Here is a 20,361-nt window from a genome sequence, read left to right as displayed (position 1 = left end):
TAGAACATCCAGGTATTATCAAAGACCCAGAAAGAGTAAGGGAGTCATGGAACGCAGCCTTTCAGGGGCCTAAAAATGCCAATAAAGTGGCTGTACTTGAAGAAGGGATGAAATACCAACCCATAGCCATAGCACCAAGTGAGGCCCAGTTTTTGGAAACTAGAAAGTTTCAGTTAAATGAGATAGCAAGAATATTTAGAATACCACCTCATATGATTGGTGACTTGGAAAGATCATCATTTTCAAATATAGAACAACAGTCACTTGAGTTTGTTAAATACACCCTTGATCCTTGGATTGTTCGTTGGGAGCAATCCTTAGAAAGAGCACTATTAACAAAGAAAGAAAAAGAATCCTACTTTATTAAATTTAATCTTGATGGACTTCTAAGAGGAGACTATGAATCAAGAATGAATGGATATGCTGTAGGAAGACAGAATGGTTGGATGAGTGCAAATGACATAAGAGAATTAGAAAATTTAGATAGGATATCAGCTGAAGAAGGTGGTGACCTATACCTTGTAAATGGAAATATGCTACCACTTGACAAGGCAGGTAGTTTTTATCAGCGGAAAGGAGAAGAAATAAATCCTAATGAAGAACAATAAAATATTTTGGAATTGGAAAAAGGATTCAAATGAACTCTATATAGATGGAGTAATCGCTGAAGAGTCTTGGTTTGATGATGAAATCACTCCAAGGCTCTTTTTTGAAGAATTAAAAAATAAAAGTGGAGACATAACTGTGTGGATCAACTCCCCTGGTGGAGATTGTATAGCTGCATCACGAATTTACACCATGCTTTTAGAACACAAGGGAAATGTGACCATTAAGATTGATGGGCTTGCAGCATCAGCAGCATCGGTCATTGCTATGGCAGGAACTGAAGTATTGATGAGTCCTACCTCACTAATGATGATTCATAACCCTTTAACTGTGGCAATTGGAGATTCAAAAGAAATGCAAAAAGCTATAGACATGTTAAAGGAAGTAAAGGAATCAATCATCAATGCCTATGAGATTAAGACAGATTTATCCAGAGAAGAGATTTCCAATCTAATGGATGGAGAGACTTGGTTTGATAAGAACAAGGCTATTGAGATGGGCTTTTGTGATGGAACTCTCACTGATAGAAGAAAAGATGAAAAAGTTACGAACATGGTCTTTTCAAGGCGAGCAGTTACAAACTCGCTATTAACAAAGATAAATAAAGAAGTGAAAACTCACTCAATGAGTGAGGTCGAAGGCAGATTAAACAAAATTAAAAACACTTGGAGGTAAAGGTATGAACTTAAAAGAACTAATGGAAAAGAGAACTAAAGCTTGGGATGAGGCAAAATCATTTGCTGAATCTAAGAAAGACGAAAATGGTCTAATGTCTGATGAAGATTTTAAAACATATGAAGAGATGGAAAGAAGTATCGAGAATTACACTCGTGAAATTGAAAGAAAGAAGAGGGAAGAAGAAATGGATAAAACTTTAGAAAAACCTACTACCCAAGCATTAACAAATGAACCTGCTACTTTTAATGAAGAAGAAAAACCAATGAGGGCAAGAAATGTCTATAAGAAGTCTATGATGAAAGCATTAAGAACTAACTTTAGAGATATTTCTAATGAATTAAAAGTAGGAACAGATGAAAGTGGTGGATATTTAGTTCCAGAAGAAATGGAAGTAGATATTGTAAACGGTCTTGAAGATGAAAATATTGTAAGAAAATTAGCTACAAAAGTTCAAACTTCTGGACTTCATAAAATTAATATTGCAGCTACTAAGCCAGCAGCCCTATGGGTTGAAGAAGGCGGTCAGCTTACCTTTGGAGATGGTACATTCGACCAAGTATCTCTTGATGCGCATAAACTCCATGTTGGAATTAAAGTTACTGAAGAACTTCTATATGATGCAGCCTTTAATTTAGAAAAATACATCACTGAAGAATTTACTAGAGCGCTAGCAAATGCTGAAGAGGATGCTTTCTTAAATGGCGATGGAGTAAATAAACCTACAGGAATCTTTGACTCTAAAAAGGGTGGAGAACTTGGCCTAACAACAAAGGCTCAAACAATTACTGCAGATGAATTAATTGATCTGGTTTATTCCTTAGATAGACCATATAGGAAGAAAGCGGCATTCATTTTAAATGATGCAACAGTTGCTCAGATTAGAAAGCTTAAAGATGTTAATGGTGCATATATTTGGCAACCATCACTTAAGGATGGAGAACCAGATAGACTTTTAGGATATCCTGCCTACACATCTGCCTTTGCTCCAAAAGCTGATAAAGGAAAACTTGCAGTAGCCTTTGGAGATTTTTCATATTATAAGATTGGAGATAGAGGAAATAGGTCTTTCCAAGACTTAAAGGAACTATTTGCTGGTAATGGCATGGTTGGTTTCTTAGGAAAAGAAAGAGTTGATGGAATCCTTGTTTTAAGAGAAGCAGTTAAACTTTTAAAAATTGGTGCTACTGCCTAAGGAGTAAATTATGATTACTCTTGAGGAGGCAAAGTCCTATTTAAGGGTGGATTTTGATGATGAGGATGAGATGATTGAATCTCTCATCCAATCATCAATCAAACACTCTATGGATGTAGCCAGGGTTAATAGTGAAGAAGAACTTTCTAAAAATCCAAATGGAAAGATAGCCGTCCTCTATATGACCGCTTATCTTTATGAACACAGAGAAGAGGCAGACTATTCTGAACTAAACTTAACTCTAAGGGCTTTATTATTTGGAATGAGAAAGGCTGAGTTCTAATGAAGATATCGGATTTAAATAGAAAAATAACCTTTCAAAATAAAAATGTTGAGGTGGATGGAATTGGTAACCATAAATCAGTATGGATGGACTATATAACAACATCAGCCTATATTTCCTTTCAAGGTAAAGGCGAAGAAGTTTTTCTAGGGATGGAAGTAGACAGGTCAGATATTTCTTTTACTGTAAGATTTCAAAATAGTCTGAAGAACATTAATACTTCAGATTACAGAATTCTATTTGATGATGAAAAGTACAACATCATCTCAATTGACTTTATGAACTATAAAAATAGACTTATAAAGTTTAGGTGTAGGAAGGTGAGTAGATGAATGTAAAAATTGAAAACCTCGCCAATGAAATAATGAAGGGCTTAGAAGAATATTCTGACATGGCAACAGATGAAGTCAAAAAGGAAGTTAAAAAGGCTGGTAGCAATATTAGAAAAGACATACAAGAAAATGCACCTGCAGGAGAAACAAAGAAATATTCTAAGTCCTGGTCTGTAAAAACTATGAAAGAAACATCAAACTCAATAGAACTCGTAGTTCACTCAAGAAATAGATATCAACTGGCTCATCTACTTGAAAAAGGTCATGTTCTTAGGCAGGGTGGAAGAGTATCTGCTAAGCCACACATTGGACCAGCTGAAGAGAAAGGAGTAAGAGAATTGGAAGAAAATATTATGAGGAAACTAAACGATGGTTAGGTTATTAAAAATAATTGAAGATATGGGACTTCCATTTGCATACTCTCACTTTGCTGAAGGAGAAAGTCCAGATCCACCATTTATGGTCTATCTATTTCCAAAGAATAAACACTTTGGTGCAGATGGAGTAGTTTTTTATAAAAACACCCAGATAGACTTAGAACTTTACACTGATAAGAAAGATTTAAAATTAGAAGAAAAAATAGAAGAGATACTTGATAGAGAAAAAATCTATTATGAAAAATCTGAAGTTTGGATTGAATCAGAAAGACTTTATGAAGTTCTCTATGAATTTACTATGGAGGTAAAAAATGGCTAATAAAGTTAAATTTAATATTTGTAATGTTAATGACCTAACCCCACGAGCATTGCGAGTGGAAGGTAGGTCAGATGTCACGCAATCCAATTCTCTGCGACTGATAAGGAGCGAAGAGAATTGTGATGGAGCTGACTCACTACAATTTATGGGAGGTAACAATTATGGCAAATAAGGTAAAGTTTAATATTTGTAATGTACATTACGCTCTTTTTGATAAGACCGAAGAGGGCGTTATTAAATATAAGACACCAGTGCCAATGCCTGGTGCTGTTTCGATTTCATTGGATCCTAATGGAGAGCCTGAAAGCTTTTATGCAGATGGAATTGAATACTACACTATTTCAAACAATATGGGATATGATGGAGATTTAGAAATCGCCCTTATTCCAGAATCCTTTAGGACGGATGTTTTGATGGAAAGATCAGATTCAAATAAAGTTCTTATTGAGTCTTCAAATTCTGAAACTGCAAACTTTGCACTGTTATTTGAGTTTGATGGAGACCAAAAGAAAATTCGTCACGTCATGTATAACTGTTCAGCAGCAAGACCTACTCTCGAAGGAGAAACTAATGAAGAATCAAGAGAAGTTCAACCAGAAACCTTATCTATCCAAGCAAGACCACTTCCAAATGGAAATGTAAAGGCTAGAACAGGCGAAGAGACTACAAAGGAAACTTATGATGGTTGGTACAAGTCAGTCTATATGCCAACGGAAACTACAGTAACACCTTCAAGAGCAAGTGTTGGAGGTAAATAAATATGGGACTAACAAAGAAAATTCAAATTGACGGGCAAGATGTTATTTTTCGTGCATCAGCAGCTATTCCAAGAATCTATAGACTTAAATTTGGAAGAGATATCTTCAAAGACTTAATGGAAGTTGAAAAATCCATGAAGAAAAATGATGAAGATAAATCTAATCTTGATATAGGCTCATTAGAACTATTTGAAAATATAGCCTATGTAATGGCAAAGCATGGAGATAAATCTGTGCCTGATAGTCCAGAAGAATGGTTAGATAATTTCTCAACCTTTTCAATTTACCAAATTCTACCTCAGCTAATTGAATTATGGGGGCTTAACATAAAATCGGAAGAAGTTCCTAAAAAAAAGTAAGACCAACAGAAAGACCAATGACTACACCCTTGTTTTTACTAAGGGCAGTGGAACTTGGTCTTTCTGTTTCTGATTTATCCCTACTAACAATTGGACTTGTAAATGATATGTTCACAGAAAAGAATAATGATGACTATAAATATAAGGAAGTAGCTACGCAAGAAGACTTTGATAAGTTTTAATCTACTTATGGTATAATTGTATAGTATTAAGATTAGAATTTACGGAGTGTGCTAATGAAAAAAGCTATATTAACAATTTCAAAAGTAATAATATTTTTTATTGTATGGGCAGTCTTGTCTACTGTGATAGATATTCCTGTCGAAAATCCTGTTATTTGGAGATTTATCGCTGAGTTAATTCCTTTAGTAGTTATAATTATATTAACTTGGCTTTTTATTAGAATTGAGAAACAAAAGTTAAGAATTCCAATTAATGATAATTCGCTAAGAGGTTTACTCATGGGGATATTTGTCGGTATTTTATGGCTTGGCTTCTCTGCTGGCTTGCTTATACTAACTAATTATTTGAAAATAACTGAAATAAATAATGTTCCTATGTTATGGATTTGGATAATATCAGCCTTTATAAATGTTATTATGCAAGAACTTCTTGTTAGAGGTTACATTTATCAACTTATAAAAAAAGAGTATAATTTGCCAGTTGCAATTGTTGTAACCACAGTCATATTTTCATTGTTGCATGGAGGTACTATTGAAGCAGGAATAATTCCTGTGTTGAATGTTGTAACAATGTGTTTATTCACTACATTCTTATATGAAGCTGAAGGTACTATTTTAGCTCCTACTATGAGCCATGCTATATGGAATATAATAGGTGGACTTATTTTGGGAGGGGTTAGATTAGCTGACGATTATCCAAGCTTGATTACAATGACACCTTCAAAAAATCAGATTTTATCTGGAGGAGATTGTATGATAGAAGGGAGTGTTATCGTTCTAATAACAAACATTATTCTAATGTTAATTTTTTATAAAAGGTATAAAAATAACACCAAGAAAGCGTGAACTTCATTTTAACTAAAAAATATATTTACAGCACTTACTAATTTGTAGGTGCTTTTTTGATGCCTAAAATTAAGGAGGTGAGATATTGGCAAATAGAATAAAAGGGATAACTGTTGAGATTGGTGGGGATACTACCAAACTTCAAACTGCATTAAAACAAGTTAATACGGAGATTAAACATACTCAATCGGAACTGCGTGATGTCAATAAACTTCTTAAACTTGATCCTGGAAATACAGAACTTATCTCCCAAAAGCATAAGCTATTAGGACAGACCTTAGAAGAAACAAAGAACAAATTAACTTCTTTGAAAGAGGCACAAAAACAAGCTGAACAGGCTCTTGCAGAAGGTAAGATTTCCCAAGAGCAATATGATGCCCTTAAACGTGAAATTATTGAAACAGAACAAGCCCTTAAATCTCTAGAAAGGCAAGGGGCAACCACAAATCAGACTCTTCAAAACATAGCTATTACTGGAGAAAAATGGCAAAACACAGGGCAAAATATAGAAAACGTAGGAAGAAAAATGATGCCAGTATCTCTTGCTGTAGCGGGTCTTGGAGCAGCAGCTGTAAAGACTGCATCAGATTTTGATTCTGGTATGGCAAAGGTAAAAGCAGTATCTGGTGCAACAGGATCCGACTTTGATGCTCTAAGGGAAAAGGCTCGTGAAATGGGAGCCAAGACCAAGTTCTCAGCATCTGAAGCGGCAGAGGCTATGAACTACATGGCTATGGCTGGTTGGAAAAGTAAAGATATGATTAGTGGGATAGAAGGAGTCATGAACCTTGCTGCAGCTAGTGGTGAGGATCTAGCTACCACTTCAGATATCGTAACAGATGCCCTTACAGCCTTTGGTTTAAAAGCTGAAGACTCTTCTCACTTTGCTGATGTTCTTGCAGCTGCATCATCTAATGCCAATACTAATGTTTCACTAATGGGTGAAACCTTCAAATATGCTGCACCTATTGCTGGGACACTTGGCTATTCAGTTGAAGATACAGCAGTAGCTATAGGTTTAATGGCTAACGCAGGAATAAAAGGTTCACAAGCAGGGACAGCTTTAAGGTCTGGGCTAACAAGACTCGCATCACCAACTAAAGAAGTTATGAACGGAATGTCCATGTTGGGCTTATCTATTGAAGATGTACAGGGCCTTTCACTTGATGAGACTCTAAGCACATTTAGAGCAGCCTTTGCTAATTTAGATGGAACTCAAAAAGCACAAGCAGCATCCATGATATTTGGTAAAAACGCTATGTCTGGAATGTTGGCAATTATAAATGCCAGTGAAAAAGACTATAACAGTTTAAGTGATGCCATATATAACGCAGATGGAACAGCAGAAAAAATGGCTGCTACTATGCAGGATAACCTAGCTGGTCAATTAAAGATTTTACAATCTGCCTTAGAAGAATTAGCTATATCCTTTGGAGAACTTTTAATGCCTGCTGTTAGAAAAGCAGTAGATATATTAACCAAACTGGTAAATGGACTTAATGCCCTTCCAGGACCAGTAAAAGGTATTATTGCAGGTATCGGTCTTTTTATAGCTGCTCTTGGACCTGTACTTATGATTGTAGGAAAACTTATCTGGTCAATAGGAACTATTATGACCAAAGGACCTCTAATAGTAGGAGGAATAACTAAGATAGTTGGAATCTTTACAGGTACACTTATACCAGCAATCACTGCAGTAGTATCAGCCATTGGGATTGTTCCTATTGCTATTGGTGCAGTAATAGCGGGTCTTGTTCTTTTATGGAAGAAGTGCGACTGGTTTAGAGAAGGTGTCATCTCTATTTGGGAAACCATCAAAGAATCAACTGTTGCTATTTGGAATGGAATAAAAGAATTCTTCGTAAACCTATGGCAAGGGATATCAGAATCTTGGACAAGTACCTGGACTGTTATTACAAGTTTTCTATCGGAATTTTGGGCTGGATTTATTGAAGGGGTTAAGACTACTTGGAAAGGCATCAAGGACTTCTTCGCCAATCTATGGAATGGACTTTCTGAAGGATGGAACAGCATCTGGACATCTATAACAACTTTTCTAGCTGAATCTTGGAATACCTTTATTGAGGGAGCCAAGAGTCTATGGCAAAGTTTAGGAGAATTCTTTACAAGCCTCTGGACGGGAATTCAAACAACTTTTACAAATATATGGACAGCTATTTCAACTATAACTACAGAAGTATTTACAGCAGTTGGAGAGTTTATAAAAACTACTTGGGAAGGTATTAAGACTTTAATTTCAACAGTTCTTGATGCAATTAAAGTAAAAGTAGAGACTATTTGGAATGGACTAAAAGAGTTCTTAACAACAGTCATCACTGCCATTGGAGAATTTATTTCTACATCCTGGACCAATATAAAAACGACTATTGAGACTATCTTGACTTCTATTAAGACGGTCCTTGAATCAATCTGGAATGGGATAAAGACCTTTATCCAATCAACAATGAATAACATAAAGTCCTTTGTTTCATCTGCTTGGAATTCTATAAAGTCAACTATCTCCTCTGCAGTGAATACTGCAAAGTCAGCAGTATCATCTGCCTTTAATTCTATGAGATCAAGTATTTCATCGACCATGTCAAATATTCAGTCTACTATTAGAAATGGATTTAATAATGCGGTTAATCACATTAAGAATTTGGCATCTCAAGCTTATACATGGGGAGCAGATATGATTAATGGAATTGCAAGAGGGATTAGAAATGCGATTAGCAATGTGACATCTGCTGTATCTAATGTGGCATCAACCATTAGATCCTACCTGCACTTTTCAGTACCAGATGTTGGCCCACTTACCGACTACGAATCATGGATGCCAGACTTTATGGAAGGCTTATCTAAGGGGATAGAAAAGAGCAGGAGACTAGTACAATCTTCAATGAAAAATGTTGCAAGTGATATGGTTTTAAGTCCAAATATATCAGCTGTTGGTATGGGTGGATACGATAAAGAATCTGCTATAAATGGAATTGATATGGGAAGGCAAATATCTGATGCACTTGCAAATATCAATTTAAAATCAGAAAATTCTGGAGACATAGTTATCCCGGTTTATCTTGGAGGCACACTACTTGATGAAGTAATTGTCAATGCATCTATGCGTAAGAATTTAAGAAGTGGAGGTAGGTAATGAAATATCAATCATATTTAATTATTGAAGGAGTAGACCTACCACTACCAAATTCTTATGATTTGGAGTTTAGAGATATAGAAGCAGATACTGGAGGAGAGACAGAAGCAGGAACTATTCAGAGAGATATTGTTAGAAACAAAGTAGCAAGTATTTCTGTAAGTTTTTCTTGCAGTCCTAAACTTGTAAAGACATTGAGTAGTTTTGCTAATAAGTCTAATCTTCAAGTTAAATACTTAGATACAGAAACATTAGAATTAAAAGAGACACAAATGTATATAGATAAATTTCAAGTCAAATTAATAAAAGATACTTCTTATAAAGGATTGTGGGAAGTATCTTTTTCTTTGGAGGAGTACTAATGTATCCAACAAGTAATGAATATAAAACAGTTATAAAAAAGAACTCTCGTAAATTTTACTGGACGGGAAATATCATCTTAAAAGATGAGACCACTATTCCCTTTACAAATAAGGATATTTTAAAAGGGTCTGGATACATCCATCGTTCATGCTCTGGATCTTCTGAACTTGAAATAGGGACAGTTTATGCCGGAGAATTTGGAATTAGTCTTTTTTCAAATATAGATAGGTATTCTTTAGAGGATTCAAAGCTAGAAATTTTTTACCATCAAGAATTAGAAAATAAAAATATAGAAACCATACCAATGGGAATATTTGATGTTACTGAGGCAAATAGGTCTAAGAAGATTTTAGAACTAAAAGGCTATGACTATATGCTTAGATTTGATAAGAATTTCCCAGTAACAGATACCTTTGGTACAGCCTTTGAATTACTAAGTCTCTCATGTGAGAAGTGCAAGGTAGAACTAGGTATGACAGAAGATGAGGTAAAAGCTTTTGTAAATGGAGAGGAAGTTCTGGCTATTTACCAAGACCATGATATAGAAACCTATAGAGACTTTATTCACTATATAGCATCAACTCTTGGTACTTTTGCACAGATCTCTCGTGATGGTAAATTGGTTTTAAAAAAGTATGCAGAAAGTATATCCACTGAAATTAAAACGAGAGAAAGATTTTCTTCATCTGTATCAGATTTTAAAACAAGATATACGGCTATTAACTCAACAAATGCAAAGACTAAAATAGCTGAATATTATTCTTTAGAAAATGATGATGGGCTAACTATGAATCTTGGGATAAATCCACTGATGCAGTTAGGACTTCCAGAAAAAAGAAAAAGAATGTGTGAGGTTATTCTTACTGAAATTTGTAAGATTCATCATACACCTTTTGATATGGTAACTATAGGAGATCCAAGCCTTGATGTAGGAGATAGAATAGCTATTTCTTACGAAGAAGAAAAGATTGAAGGTCTTATTACTGACATTGAATACAAGATAAATGGTAAGCACAGAATTTTAGGAGTTGGAAAGAATCCATACCTATCAAAGGCTAAAAGTAAGAATGATAAAAATATAGTCGGACTTTTAAATCAGATTGAATCTGAAAAGTTAGTAGTTCATGCCTATTCTAATTACTCTGCCTTTAATCTTTCTACCACAGATACACCAATAATTCGTATAGAATTTGCCTCTAATAAAGAAACGGAGGCAATTTTTAATGCCTCTATTTTGTTGAATATAATTTGTGACACTGAAGAAAAAAATAGAAAGATATCAAGAAAGGTTAAGAAACAAGTAGAGGTTTTAAATGAAGAAGGGAAATCCTATGATCCTCCAAAGTTTGAAGAAAAAGAGGAAGTAGAAGAATTAGACTTTATTGAAAATATAGAAATACCAACAAGGATAGTTATTACTTATGTTTTCAATGATACGAAAATAGAACATCACATTCCAAAAGAAACCTACTTAAGTGGTGACCATATTCTAAATCTTTTTTATCCACTAACTAAACTTCAGGAAAAGACAATGAACAATTTTTCAGTTTTAATACGACTTGAGTCTGGTCAAGCAATGATTGGAAAAGATAATGCTATCGCAGCTATCTCTGGTCAATCTCTAGGTTCTACAGAGGCTTGGGATGGAAAGCTTAAGATTGATGAATCTTGGAAGATAATAGAACTTAGTCATTCATTCCTGCTTAGAAAATTGAAGGCTGAATACAAAGTAGAAAGCCAAGTCCCAAGACCACTAGTATTTAATGAAAAGGTAGGAAGATTTAAATATCAAGGATTGATGCTTGGAAAATATAAGGAAGAAATTACTACAGAATTTAAAGATAAGGAGGAAGGAAATGCTCAAGGGTAAATCAGCCATCGAACTAACTGATGTGAGGACAAATACGAAGGAGATATATGAAGATGAAAACTTAATAACTAATGCAGTCCCAGATATATTAAGACTAAACCCGTCAGGTCTTATGTATCCAATTCATCAAAGTGGAGAAGTAGAATACAAAGACGAAATATTTCCAATTGCAAACAAACTTTATGGAGGAATATTGCTATATGAAAATAGATTAGAAGAAGATCGAGATAAAATAATTCCACCATCAGATAATCCAATCATTGGTTATGCATCTAACAATGTGAATTCTACAGATAATCCTTTAAGGGGTTCTGCGAATTTAACAGAATCTATACCATTAGAAAATGGATATAAGTTTGTTTGGGATTTTTCTACATCACAAGCTAATGGAAGAATATCTTCACTAGCTTTGACACATTACAAAGCAGGAAGATTTTATTATGGAAATAATTTTAATAGGAATGCATGCTTACTACTAAACAGGACATACTATGATGTCAGTAAAGATATACAAAGAGCATATATAGGGATGGTTGAAGGAAATCCTAAAGATAATACTTTTATATCCTTATGGCCAAGAGAAAATAAGACACTTGATATTGTTAAATTTAAAGAAGCCTACTCAAGTATCGGATTAACGGATTCAGTTCTAGGTCCTAGATTTCAGGAAATGGAGAAAATCACAATCGACCTAACAGAATATTATGGTGATTTTTACTATTGGTATGATGGTGGATTTTATGATGGTAAAGACGGATATTGGTATGGATTTCTAACTAAATCCAACTACAATAGTGGATTAATTAGAAGAGTGAAAATAAAAAAAGACGATTATTCTACACAAGTAGACCAGTGGGATTTAAACGATATTAGATTGTATGACTTAGGATCGTACCCAAGTGAAGATTCGAGTAGTGTATACAGATCCATAGGAAGCGTGATAAAGGATGGATACCTTTATGCAATAAATAGAGACAGAAATAGAATTTATAAAATCAACATCAATAATCCAGTAGATATTTCATTTATGGAATTAGGATTTAAATCTGATTTTACGGAAGGATCGAGCACTTACTCTTACATGTATCAGTGGGGAGACCATATATTAGGATATGATTTTACTATTACCAAAGATGGTAGAATCATTAAGAATTATGGAAAAGATTATTCAGGAGCATCATTTAGATATATAAGAACTCCAACAATTGAAATTGGTCCTTTTAGGATTGGATACGGATCAAATTCTGGAACTCTATATAAATGTCTTTATCTTCATACCCCATACCTTGGAACAATTAATAACCTATCAAGTCCAATATTAAAAACGGCAGATAAGACAATGAAAATAACTTACACATTAACAGAGGAGGAATAAAATGAATAAGTTTTTAGAAATACTAAAAGTATGTTTTACGGCTATCGGAGGATGGTTGGGGTTTTATCTTGGAAGTGTAGATGCTTTTATTTACACACTACTTGCTTTTGTAATAGCTGACTATTTAACAGGCGTTTTAAGAGCAGGAGTAGAAAGAAAGCTATCCTCATCCATAGGATTTAAAGGGATAGCTAAAAAGATTATGATTTTTATAGTTGTAGGAATAGCGAACTTATGCGATGTAAATTTAATCAAAGGTGATGGAACAATGATAAGAACAGCCATCATCTTTTTTTATATAGCAAATGAAGGGCTTTCTATACTTGAAAACTCTGTAGCTTTAGGTTTGCCAGTACCAGAAAAATTAAAAAAAGTATTAGAACAATTCAAGGAGGAAAAATAAATGAGTAATAGTCCATTAGTACAAGCAAGAATTCTCTCACCTAACCATAGTGGAAGAAGAGATCAGAAGATAACTAAAATAGCAATTCACCATGCAGCTGGAGTTATAAATGGTAGAAATCTTGCTGGAGTATTTGTGCCAAGGTCAAGACGTGCATCAGCTAACTACAATTTAGGATCTGATGGAGTCATTGTTTTAGGAGTAGATGAATCTAACAGAGCCTGGACAACCTCATCTTCCTGGTGTGACAATAGAGCAGTAACTATTGAAGTAGGAAACTCTACGAGAGGACCTCAGTGGTTGGTTTCTGATTATGTTTTAAATAGACTAATTGATTTAGTTACAGACATCTGTAGGAGAAATGGAATCTATCCTTGCACCTACACTGGAGGTAAGGATGGTGTACTTCAAAAGCATGAGTGGTATTCTAATACGAATTGTCCAGGACCATATCTTGGTAGCAAGTTTCCATATATAGCAAATGAAGTCAATAAAAGGCTTAGAGGCAATAATACTGTTAGTAAACCAACAAATGGACTATATAGAGTTAGAAAATCTTGGCCTGATTCTAAAAGTCAGAAAGGTGCATTTAAGAATTTAGATAATGCTAAAAGATGTGCCGATAGATTTGGTTTAAAAGTATTCGATGTTAATGGCAAGATAGTTTATCCAATTGGAAAGACAATCGACCAATTAGCAAGAGAGGTTATAAGTGGAAAATGGGGGAATGGAGAAGAAAGAAAAAGAAGGTTAACTCAAGCTGGATATGATTATAAAGCGGTTCAGAAGAGAGTAAATCAGCTAATTTAATAAAACGATTAAGGCTTAATGGATTTTTAAATTAGAAATCCATTAAGCCTTTTTTTATTTTACCATCCTATTTCAGTATTTCTTATGGCATATATTAAGACCTTAATATTACTCAAAAACACTCCCTTTGTCCTAAGGAATATAGAGGAAAGAAAATTAGGGTTAAAAATAGACCTTATTTCTTTGCCTGTGATATAGGAGGTGGAGTATGAGAGTAGAAAAGTTTGAAGGTGAAAAAGAAGTTGTAAAGACTGAATACACTGAAAGAGATTTAAAAGCAGAGCTTAATTTCTATCTATCGGATAAATTTATCCAAGACCTATTTCTGTTAGATGAAATTAGCCTTGAAGAATATAGGAAAATCAGGAGAGAAAACATAAAAAAATTCAAACCTATTCTTTCAGAATTATTGCTATAAGACTTGATATATACACATTTGTACGGGAATATAGCACTAGCAGAAAGGAGGTTGAATGGATGAAAAAGATAACAAAAATAGAAGCGAATCAAAAAGAAGAATCTATATTAAGAGTTGCTGCCTATGCAAGAGTATCGACAGATGAAGATGCTCAGCTTGTAAGTCTTAAAACGCAAAAGGCACACTACGAAAAGATAATATCTGAGAACGAATCATATACATTTGCAGGTTTATACTTTGATGAAGGCATCACTGGAACAAAGAAAGAATGCAGGGATGGACTTCTAAAAATGTTAAAAGACTGTGAAGACGGGAAAATAGATTTTATCCTAACTAAATCCATCTCAAGGCTTGCAAGAAACACGACAGATTGTTTGGAAATCGTAAGAAGACTCCTTGATTTAAACATTGGTATCTATTTTGAAAAAGAAAATATTGATACAAGAACCATGGAAAGCGAGTTGATGTTATCCATACTTTCATCCCTTGCAGAAAGTGAGTCCAGGTCTATATCAGAAAATAACAAGTGGTCCATAAAGAAAAGATTTCAAAATGGAACGTTTATTATATCAAGCCCACCCTATGGCTATGAGAATATAGACGGAAAGATGGTAGTGAACGAAGAAGAAGGAAAAATAATAAAAGAAATATTTGAAGAGTATCTCTCAGGTAAGGGAACGCACAAAATAGCAGATGACTTAAATAAAAGAAAGATTAAAGGACAAAAAGGAGCAAGCTGGCATGGGTCAACTATAAACGGAATCTTAAAAAATGAAAAATATATAGGCGATGTCATCTACCAAAAAACTTATACAGATGAAAATTATAATAGACATAAAAATAATGGAGAAGAAGACCAGTATAAGATTATAGACAACCATGAAGCCATAGTAAGTAAAGAGGACTTTGAAAAAGTACAAGACCTAATAAAGATAAGGGCTATAGCAAAAGGAAATGGAGAAAACACTAAAAGATACCAAAATAGATATAGCTTATCAGGGAAAATAAAGTGTGGCGAGTGTGGTTCAAGCTTTAAAAGAAGACATCACTATAATGGCAAAGATAAATATATAGCTTGGACTTGCAGTGAACACTTAAGAGATATCAATAAGTGTTCTATGAAGTTTATTAAAGACAAGAACATAAAACTAGCTTTTATGACTTTAGTAAACAAGTTAGTCTTTGGGAAAGATAGCATCCTAATGCCACTCTTAGAAACATTAAAGAGAGTGGATAGCAAGGATGAGGTTGTGAAGATAAATAAAATAGAAGAAAGCCTAGAAAAACTAAAGGAAAGAAAAGAGGTTCTAAGCAAACTAATAACTTCAGGAGTTTTAGATGCAAGTATTTACGCAAAAGAAAGCAGTGAAATTTCAAGTGAAGAAAGTTATCTACTCAAAGAAAAGGAAAAAAGTAAAAAAGCCATTCTTGGAAATGATGAAGAAATAAGAGAACTTGAAAAACTAATAGGAATCTTAGGAAAAAGTGAAATGATAGATCACTTTGAAGATGACTTGTTTGAAGAAATTATAAACCACATTCAAGTTGTTGATAGAGAAACCCTTGATTTTTATTTAAAGTGTGGACTTGTACTTAGAGAGGAAGTGAAAAATAATGTCTAGGTTATGTTATGGCTATACCATAAGAGACGGAAGATTAGAAGTTCAAGAAACAGAAGCTGAGAATATAAGAAAAATCTTTAAAAATTATCTTGCTGGCAATGCTCTTATAAAGTCGGCAGACCTTGCAGGCTTAAAGAAAAACAGCTCAAGTGTAAAAAGAATCTTAACCAATAAAAAGTATTTAGGAAATGAAATCTATCCCAAGATAATAGATGGAGAAAGCTTTGAAAAGGCAGGTCAAATGTTAAAGAAAAGGGCAGTGGCTATGGGACGAGTTTGGGAAAAGAAAGAAGAGATTATTAAAGTTCCCTGCAAGTTTAGATATAAGAAGGAAGAGACTTTGCCCATAGATCCCTTTGAACGAGCAAGCCACAAGTACAATTTAATCGAGGTGATAGATGATGAATAGCAAGGTTATAGTCATACCAGCGAAGAAGAAAAAAGGAAATTCCATCAAGGAATCAGAAAAGAAGAAACTAAGAGTAGCTGCCTATGCAAGAGTATCAACGGATAGTGATGAACAGGCAACTTCTTATGACACTCAAATAGACCACTACACAAATTATATTAGGAGAAATCCAGATTGGGAATTTGCGGGAGTTTTTTCTGATGAAGGAATCAGTGGAACATATACCAAGAAAAGAGCTGGCTTTAATAAAATGATTGAAGAAGCCATGGAAGGAAATATCGACTATATCATTACAAAGTCCATATCGAGGTTTGCTAGAAATACACTAGACTGCTTAAAGTATATTCGTAAACTAAAAGAAAATAACATCCCTGTTTACTTTGAAAAAGAAAACATTAATACAATGGATGCCAAGGGGGAAGTCCTCCTTACCATTATGGCATCCCTTGCACAACAGGAAAGTCAGTCTTTATCCCAAAATGTGAAGTTAGGCTTTCAATATAGGTTTCAACAAGGTCAAGTCCAGGTAAACCATAATAGGTTTTTAGGCTATACAAAAGACGAAGAAGGAAAACTTGTCGTAGTTCCTGAAGAGGCAAAAATAGTAAAAAGAATCTACAGAGAATACCTAGAAGGAGCAAGCCTACGAGATATAAAGGTAGGACTTGAAAAAGACAAGATAGTAAATGGGGCGGGAAATAAGAAGTGGCATGTATCAAACCTCAATCAAATATTAACTAATGAGAAATACATGGGGGATGCACTCTTACAAAAGACTTATACTGTAGATTTTCTAAATAAGAAAAGGGTAAAGAATGATGGAATAGCACCTCAATATTATGTAGAAAATAGCCATGAAGCCATCATACCTAAAGAAATCTTCATGCGAGTTGGAGAAGAAATGGATAGACGAGCCAATATGGTGAGCGGAAAAGGAAAAAGAAGAATTTATTCAAGCAAATACGCCCTTTCAAGTATTGTCTACTGCTCTAAATGCGGAGATATTTACAGGAGAATAGCATGGAATAATAGAGGAAAGAAATATACTGTTTGGAGATGTTGTACAAGAGTAACCCATGGACCAGAAGCATGTGAAGCAAGAACCATAAAAGAAGAAGACCTACAAGAAGCAGTTGTGGAAGCCATCAATCAGCTTATATCTGAAAGCAGTAAATTAAAGGAAATAATTAAAGAAAATATAGAAAAATCCATCACAGGTGATGGAAGTAGCCAGATAGATGAAATAGACAAAGAAATGTTGAAAGTGCAAGAAGAACTTTTAAAAGTAGCTAATGCCAAAAAAGACTACACAGACCTTGCAGACAGGGTAGAAGAATTAAGAAATGAAAAAGAAAAGATACTACTAAATATGGCAGAAGAGAAGAATGAACAAATTAGACTAATGGAATTAGAAGAGTTTTTAGACAATCAAGAATTAGAAGTAGACAGCTATGATGAAAAATTGGTAAGGAAACTAGTGGGTAAGATAGTTGTTTATGATGAAATGCTTAAAGTAATATTCAAGTCTGGAATTGAGGTTGAAATTGACAAGGATAAAAAGTAAATATACAATATAACTAACAGCACCCGACACGCCTCTTAACAATGCGAACCATGTTGAAGCCCTAGCCCTACTTGTCAAGGAGCGAAGCGACGCTGAAAAGTAGAGGCAGGTCTCATGCAAAGATTTCCCAAGAGAAGCGACCGAATAGGGAGCTTCGATTGGCAGAAATCGCCTGCTGAGACGGTATGTTTGATGTCAAGAAAATAATGATATAGCAATGTTTTAAGAAGAAACATCTATTTTATCAACTCGGAGAAATGTGTGTTTCTTTGTTTGTGAGAACAGATCGAGAGTGTCAGAAAAACAACCAGATTGAGTAAACAGTAGCAATAATCAATTAGGGAGTGGATAGAACAGATATTGACTTCAATTTAACGGCTGCTCTTTTAAATTAATACATTAATCTGTATCATTACGTTATAAAAGAAATATTATGATTGTTTTGTTGTATATTCATGGTCTTATAATTATTTTACTTTTCTTATTTGACAGATGGTAAGTAGGGCAGTGAAAAAGATTATGGATTTTATCTAAGCACTAAGTAGTTTAGATCACTAATCAGGGAAAATAAGGCCTTCAAGATGAATTCCGAAGGCCCCCTTTCCTTTCCATATAAATATACGTAAAGCATAAGGAACATATGGCAAAAAAAGTGTTTCTCAACATGAGATATAGCTTTTGATATTGAAAGGAGAGATTCAGTATGATAGATAATATTATTCAATCAGTGACAGAAAAATTATCCTCTTTGCCTTATATAGAAGGCATCGTATTAGGGGGTTCCCGTGCAAGAGGCACACATACAGAGGATTCTGATATAGATATCGGAATCTATTACAAATCAGAATCATTTGACATTAAAGCGATTAATCAAATTGCTACAGAGTTGGATGATGAGAATAGAAATAACCTTGTTGTACCTCCCGGAGCGTGGGGTGATTGGATTAATGGCGGCGGATGGTTAGTTATAAATGGGTATCATGTTGACTTGATTTTACGTGATATAAAACGGGTGGAACAAATAATCAAAGATACGGAGCAAGGAATTGTTACTACTAATTATCAGACGGGGCATCCCCATGGATATATAAGTGCTATGTATCGTGGAGAATTGGCGATCAGCAAGATACTATATACTAAGAATGAAAGCTTATGCGAATTAAAAAAACAGGCAGAAACTTATCCCAATGCTTTGCAGAAAAGTTTAGTTAACTTTTTTATGTTTGAAGCAGGGTTCTCTTTAATGTTTGTAAAAGCAAATTCGGGAACAGACGATAAATATTATATTGCGGGTCATGTTTTTCGTATTATTTCATGCTTAAATCAAGTACTATTTGCATGTAATAATGCTTATTGTATCAACGAAAAGAAAGCTATAAAACTGCTTGAAACTTTTGAACATAAACCTGAAAAATATACCGAGAAGGTAAATCATATTTTTGAAGTACTCGGTATCTCACTTTTTGAATGCTACGACATGACCGAGAAGCTTTATAATGAAGTGAATGAAATTGTATCGGAGATAAATAACTTTTTAAACGAGGAGAGTTCAGATGAAAGAAAACAAATATGATGATAATATATTTTTTCAAAAATACAGTCAAATGAGTCGCTCGCAGAAAGGACTGGCTGGTGCGGGAGAATGGGAGACTTTGAAAAAGATGCTACCTGATTTTAAGGGTAAGCGTGTGCTTGATTTAGGATGCGGCTATGGATGGCACTGTATATATGCGATGGAAAACGGTGCTTCCTCTGTAGTAGGTGTTGATATTTCTCATAAAATGCTCGAAGTAGCAAAAGGAAAAACCCATTTTCCACAGATTGAATATGAATGCTGTGCCATAGAAGATGTGGATTTCCCAGAGGAGAGCTTTGATGTAATACTAAGTTCGCTTGCGTTTCATTATGTAGCAGACTATGAGAATTTAGTAAAAAAGATATATAGGATGCTGAAGGCTGGTGGCAATTTAGTTTTTACAGTTGAACATCCTGTTTTTACTGCTCATGGAACACAAGACTGGTATTATAACGAAAAAGGAGAAATACTGCATTTCCCGGTGGACAATTATTATTATGAGGGCAAACGGACAGCTATGTTTTTGGAAGAAAAGGTTACAAAATATCATAGAACACTGACCACATATCTAAATACACTGCTTTCAAATAGTTTTATAATAAATCAGATTGTGGAGCCACAGCCGCCAGAGAACATGATGGATATTCCGGGGATGGCGGATGAAATGCGACGCCCAATGATGCTGATTGTATCGGCAAAAAAGAAGATGTAATAATATAGAAAAAATAAACGAGGAGTATGTAAATGAGATCAGAAAAAGAAATGATGGATTTAGTACTTTCTTTAGCAGAACAGGATGAACGTATTCGAATTGTGACCCTTGAGGGGTCACGCGCAAATATTAATATACCTAAAAAAAATGATTTAG

At 34.4% G+C, this 20,361-nt stretch carries 23 protein-coding genes and 1 pseudogene; all 24 read left to right on the top strand.

Annotation, left to right across the window (positions count from 1 at the left end):
* On the top strand, positions 1-608 hold a 608-nt coding region (locus HV819_RS10915), incomplete at its 5' end, for a phage portal protein (protein WP_176270230.1).
* Positions 595-1,281, top strand: coding sequence for a head maturation protease, ClpP-related (locus HV819_RS10910; protein WP_176270229.1), 687 nt, complete (start codon positions 595-597; stop codon positions 1,279-1,281). The genes HV819_RS10915 and HV819_RS10910, both read left to right, overlap by 14 nt.
* Before the next feature lie 4 nt (positions 1,282-1,285).
* Complete coding sequence (locus HV819_RS10905) at positions 1,286-2,476, top strand: phage major capsid protein (RefSeq protein ID WP_176270228.1); 1,191 nt, start codon at positions 1,286-1,288, stop codon at positions 2,474-2,476.
* A 10-nt stretch (positions 2,477-2,486) separates the two neighbouring features.
* A complete protein-coding gene (locus HV819_RS10900) occupies positions 2,487-2,759 on the top strand; it encodes a head-tail connector protein (protein ID WP_008901308.1) in 273 nt (90 codons plus the stop codon).
* On the top strand, positions 2,759-3,091 hold the full coding sequence (locus HV819_RS10895; RefSeq protein WP_176270227.1) for a phage head closure protein: 333 nt from the start codon (positions 2,759-2,761) through the stop codon (positions 3,089-3,091). Before HV819_RS10900 ends, HV819_RS10895 begins: the two co-directional genes overlap by 1 nt.
* Positions 3,088-3,468 carry an HK97 gp10 family phage protein gene (locus HV819_RS10890; RefSeq protein WP_176270226.1) on the top strand — a complete coding sequence of 127 codons (381 nt, stop codon included), beginning with the start codon at positions 3,088-3,090 and terminating at the stop codon, positions 3,466-3,468. Before HV819_RS10895 ends, HV819_RS10890 begins: the two co-directional genes overlap by 4 nt.
* Complete coding sequence (locus HV819_RS10885; RefSeq protein WP_176270225.1) at positions 3,461-3,787, top strand: hypothetical protein; 327 nt, start codon at positions 3,461-3,463, stop codon at positions 3,785-3,787. Before HV819_RS10890 ends, HV819_RS10885 begins: the two co-directional genes overlap by 8 nt.
* A 161-nt stretch (positions 3,788-3,948) precedes the next feature.
* Positions 3,949-4,545: a major tail protein gene (locus HV819_RS10880; protein ID WP_094206263.1), complete on the top strand. Its 597-nt coding sequence runs from the start codon at positions 3,949-3,951 to the stop codon at positions 4,543-4,545.
* 2 nt (positions 4,546-4,547) lie between these two features.
* Positions 4,548-4,904 (top strand): hypothetical protein, encoded by a 357-nt coding sequence (locus tag HV819_RS10875; RefSeq protein ID WP_176270224.1) that lies wholly within the window; start codon positions 4,548-4,550, stop codon positions 4,902-4,904.
* Between the two features lie 17 nt (positions 4,905-4,921).
* Positions 4,922-5,086, top strand: coding sequence for a hypothetical protein (locus HV819_RS10870; RefSeq protein WP_004816339.1), 165 nt, complete (start codon positions 4,922-4,924; stop codon positions 5,084-5,086).
* 54 nt (positions 5,087-5,140) lie between these two features.
* Complete coding sequence (locus HV819_RS10865; protein WP_176270223.1) at positions 5,141-5,932, top strand: CPBP family intramembrane glutamic endopeptidase; 792 nt, start codon at positions 5,141-5,143, stop codon at positions 5,930-5,932.
* Between the two features lie 85 nt (positions 5,933-6,017).
* Positions 6,018-9,083, top strand: coding sequence for a phage tail tape measure protein (locus tag HV819_RS10860; protein ID WP_176270222.1), 3,066 nt, complete (start codon positions 6,018-6,020; stop codon positions 9,081-9,083).
* A complete protein-coding gene (locus HV819_RS10855) occupies positions 9,083-9,445 on the top strand; it encodes a hypothetical protein (RefSeq protein WP_176270221.1) in 363 nt (120 codons plus the stop codon). Before HV819_RS10860 ends, HV819_RS10855 begins: the two co-directional genes overlap by 1 nt.
* A complete protein-coding gene (locus tag HV819_RS10850) occupies positions 9,445-11,316 on the top strand; it encodes a hypothetical protein (protein ID WP_176270220.1) in 1,872 nt (623 codons plus the stop codon). Before HV819_RS10855 ends, HV819_RS10850 begins: the two co-directional genes overlap by 1 nt.
* Positions 11,303-12,691 carry a hypothetical protein gene (locus HV819_RS10845; RefSeq protein ID WP_176270219.1) on the top strand — a complete coding sequence of 463 codons (1,389 nt, stop codon included), beginning with the start codon at positions 11,303-11,305 and terminating at the stop codon, positions 12,689-12,691. The genes HV819_RS10850 and HV819_RS10845 overlap by 14 nt, the downstream gene beginning before the upstream one ends.
* Before the next feature lies 1 nt (position 12,692).
* Positions 12,693-13,094, top strand: coding sequence for a phage holin family protein (locus tag HV819_RS10840; RefSeq protein ID WP_156329538.1), 402 nt, complete (start codon positions 12,693-12,695; stop codon positions 13,092-13,094).
* Positions 13,095-13,904: an N-acetylmuramoyl-L-alanine amidase gene (locus tag HV819_RS10835; RefSeq protein ID WP_176270218.1), complete on the top strand. Its 810-nt coding sequence runs from the start codon at positions 13,095-13,097 to the stop codon at positions 13,902-13,904.
* A gap of 208 nt (positions 13,905-14,112) precedes the next feature.
* On the top strand, positions 14,113-14,322 hold the full coding sequence (locus tag HV819_RS10830) for an SHOCT domain-containing protein (protein WP_176270217.1): 210 nt from the start codon (positions 14,113-14,115) through the stop codon (positions 14,320-14,322).
* A gap of 59 nt (positions 14,323-14,381) precedes the next feature.
* Positions 14,382-15,944: a recombinase family protein gene (locus tag HV819_RS10825; RefSeq protein WP_176270216.1), complete on the top strand. Its 1,563-nt coding sequence runs from the start codon at positions 14,382-14,384 to the stop codon at positions 15,942-15,944.
* Positions 15,937-16,353, top strand: coding sequence for a recombinase family protein (locus HV819_RS10820; RefSeq protein WP_176270215.1), 417 nt, complete (start codon positions 15,937-15,939; stop codon positions 16,351-16,353). The genes HV819_RS10825 and HV819_RS10820 overlap by 8 nt, the downstream gene beginning before the upstream one ends.
* Positions 16,346-17,917, top strand: a complete 1,572-nt coding sequence (locus tag HV819_RS10815; RefSeq protein WP_176270231.1) for a recombinase family protein — start codon at positions 16,346-16,348, stop codon at positions 17,915-17,917. Before HV819_RS10820 ends, HV819_RS10815 begins: the two co-directional genes overlap by 8 nt.
* A 703-nt stretch (positions 17,918-18,620) precedes the next feature.
* Positions 18,621-19,490, top strand: coding sequence for a nucleotidyltransferase domain-containing protein (locus HV819_RS10810; RefSeq protein ID WP_176270214.1), 870 nt, complete (start codon positions 18,621-18,623; stop codon positions 19,488-19,490).
* Positions 19,471-20,205 carry a class I SAM-dependent methyltransferase gene (locus HV819_RS10805; protein ID WP_176270213.1) on the top strand — a complete coding sequence of 245 codons (735 nt, stop codon included), beginning with the start codon at positions 19,471-19,473 and terminating at the stop codon, positions 20,203-20,205. Before HV819_RS10810 ends, HV819_RS10805 begins: the two co-directional genes overlap by 20 nt.
* Before the next feature lie 32 nt (positions 20,206-20,237).
* A pseudogene (locus tag HV819_RS10800) lies at positions 20,238-20,348 on the top strand (aminoglycoside 6-adenylyltransferase); the annotation flags it as partial.
* Positions 20,349-20,361 lie beyond the last annotated feature (13 nt).

It is taken from the genome of Anaerococcus faecalis (assembly GCF_013371425.1).
In the GTDB taxonomy this organism is placed as follows: Bacteria; Bacillota; Clostridia; order Tissierellales; family Peptoniphilaceae; genus Anaerococcus; species Anaerococcus porci.
Note: the sequence above shows the minus strand (reverse complement) of the source record. Positions and strands in the feature narration are given on the sequence as shown.

Coding starts and splice junctions, on each gene's coding strand:
- HV819_RS10875 (WP_176270224.1), top strand. CDS start 4,548: ATGGGACTAACAAAGAAAATTCAAATTGACGGGCAAGATGTTATTTTT.
- HV819_RS10855 (WP_176270221.1), top strand. CDS start 9,083: ATGAAATATCAATCATATTTAATTATTGAAGGAGTAGACCTACCACTA.
- HV819_RS10835 (WP_176270218.1), top strand. CDS start 13,095: ATGAGTAATAGTCCATTAGTACAAGCAAGAATTCTCTCACCTAACCAT.
- HV819_RS10905 (WP_176270228.1), top strand. CDS start 1,286: ATGAACTTAAAAGAACTAATGGAAAAGAGAACTAAAGCTTGGGATGAG.
- HV819_RS10900 (WP_008901308.1), top strand. CDS start 2,487: ATGATTACTCTTGAGGAGGCAAAGTCCTATTTAAGGGTGGATTTTGAT.
- HV819_RS10895 (WP_176270227.1), top strand. CDS start 2,759: ATGAAGATATCGGATTTAAATAGAAAAATAACCTTTCAAAATAAAAAT.
- HV819_RS10865 (WP_176270223.1), top strand. CDS start 5,141: ATGAAAAAAGCTATATTAACAATTTCAAAAGTAATAATATTTTTTATT.
- HV819_RS10880 (WP_094206263.1), top strand. CDS start 3,949: ATGGCAAATAAGGTAAAGTTTAATATTTGTAATGTACATTACGCTCTT.
- HV819_RS10830 (WP_176270217.1), top strand. CDS start 14,113: ATGAGAGTAGAAAAGTTTGAAGGTGAAAAAGAAGTTGTAAAGACTGAA.
- HV819_RS10845 (WP_176270219.1), top strand. CDS start 11,303: ATGCTCAAGGGTAAATCAGCCATCGAACTAACTGATGTGAGGACAAAT.
- HV819_RS10890 (WP_176270226.1), top strand. CDS start 3,088: ATGAATGTAAAAATTGAAAACCTCGCCAATGAAATAATGAAGGGCTTA.
- HV819_RS10910 (WP_176270229.1), top strand. CDS start 595: ATGAAGAACAATAAAATATTTTGGAATTGGAAAAAGGATTCAAATGAA.
- HV819_RS10815 (WP_176270231.1), top strand. CDS start 16,346: ATGAATAGCAAGGTTATAGTCATACCAGCGAAGAAGAAAAAAGGAAAT.
- HV819_RS10820 (WP_176270215.1), top strand. CDS start 15,937: ATGTCTAGGTTATGTTATGGCTATACCATAAGAGACGGAAGATTAGAA.
- HV819_RS10805 (WP_176270213.1), top strand. CDS start 19,471: ATGAAAGAAAACAAATATGATGATAATATATTTTTTCAAAAATACAGT.
- HV819_RS10885 (WP_176270225.1), top strand. CDS start 3,461: ATGGTTAGGTTATTAAAAATAATTGAAGATATGGGACTTCCATTTGCA.
- HV819_RS10850 (WP_176270220.1), top strand. CDS start 9,445: ATGTATCCAACAAGTAATGAATATAAAACAGTTATAAAAAAGAACTCT.
- HV819_RS10870 (WP_004816339.1), top strand. CDS start 4,922: ATGACTACACCCTTGTTTTTACTAAGGGCAGTGGAACTTGGTCTTTCT.
- HV819_RS10825 (WP_176270216.1), top strand. CDS start 14,382: ATGAAAAAGATAACAAAAATAGAAGCGAATCAAAAAGAAGAATCTATA.
- HV819_RS10840 (WP_156329538.1), top strand. CDS start 12,693: ATGAATAAGTTTTTAGAAATACTAAAAGTATGTTTTACGGCTATCGGA.
- HV819_RS10810 (WP_176270214.1), top strand. CDS start 18,621: ATGATAGATAATATTATTCAATCAGTGACAGAAAAATTATCCTCTTTG.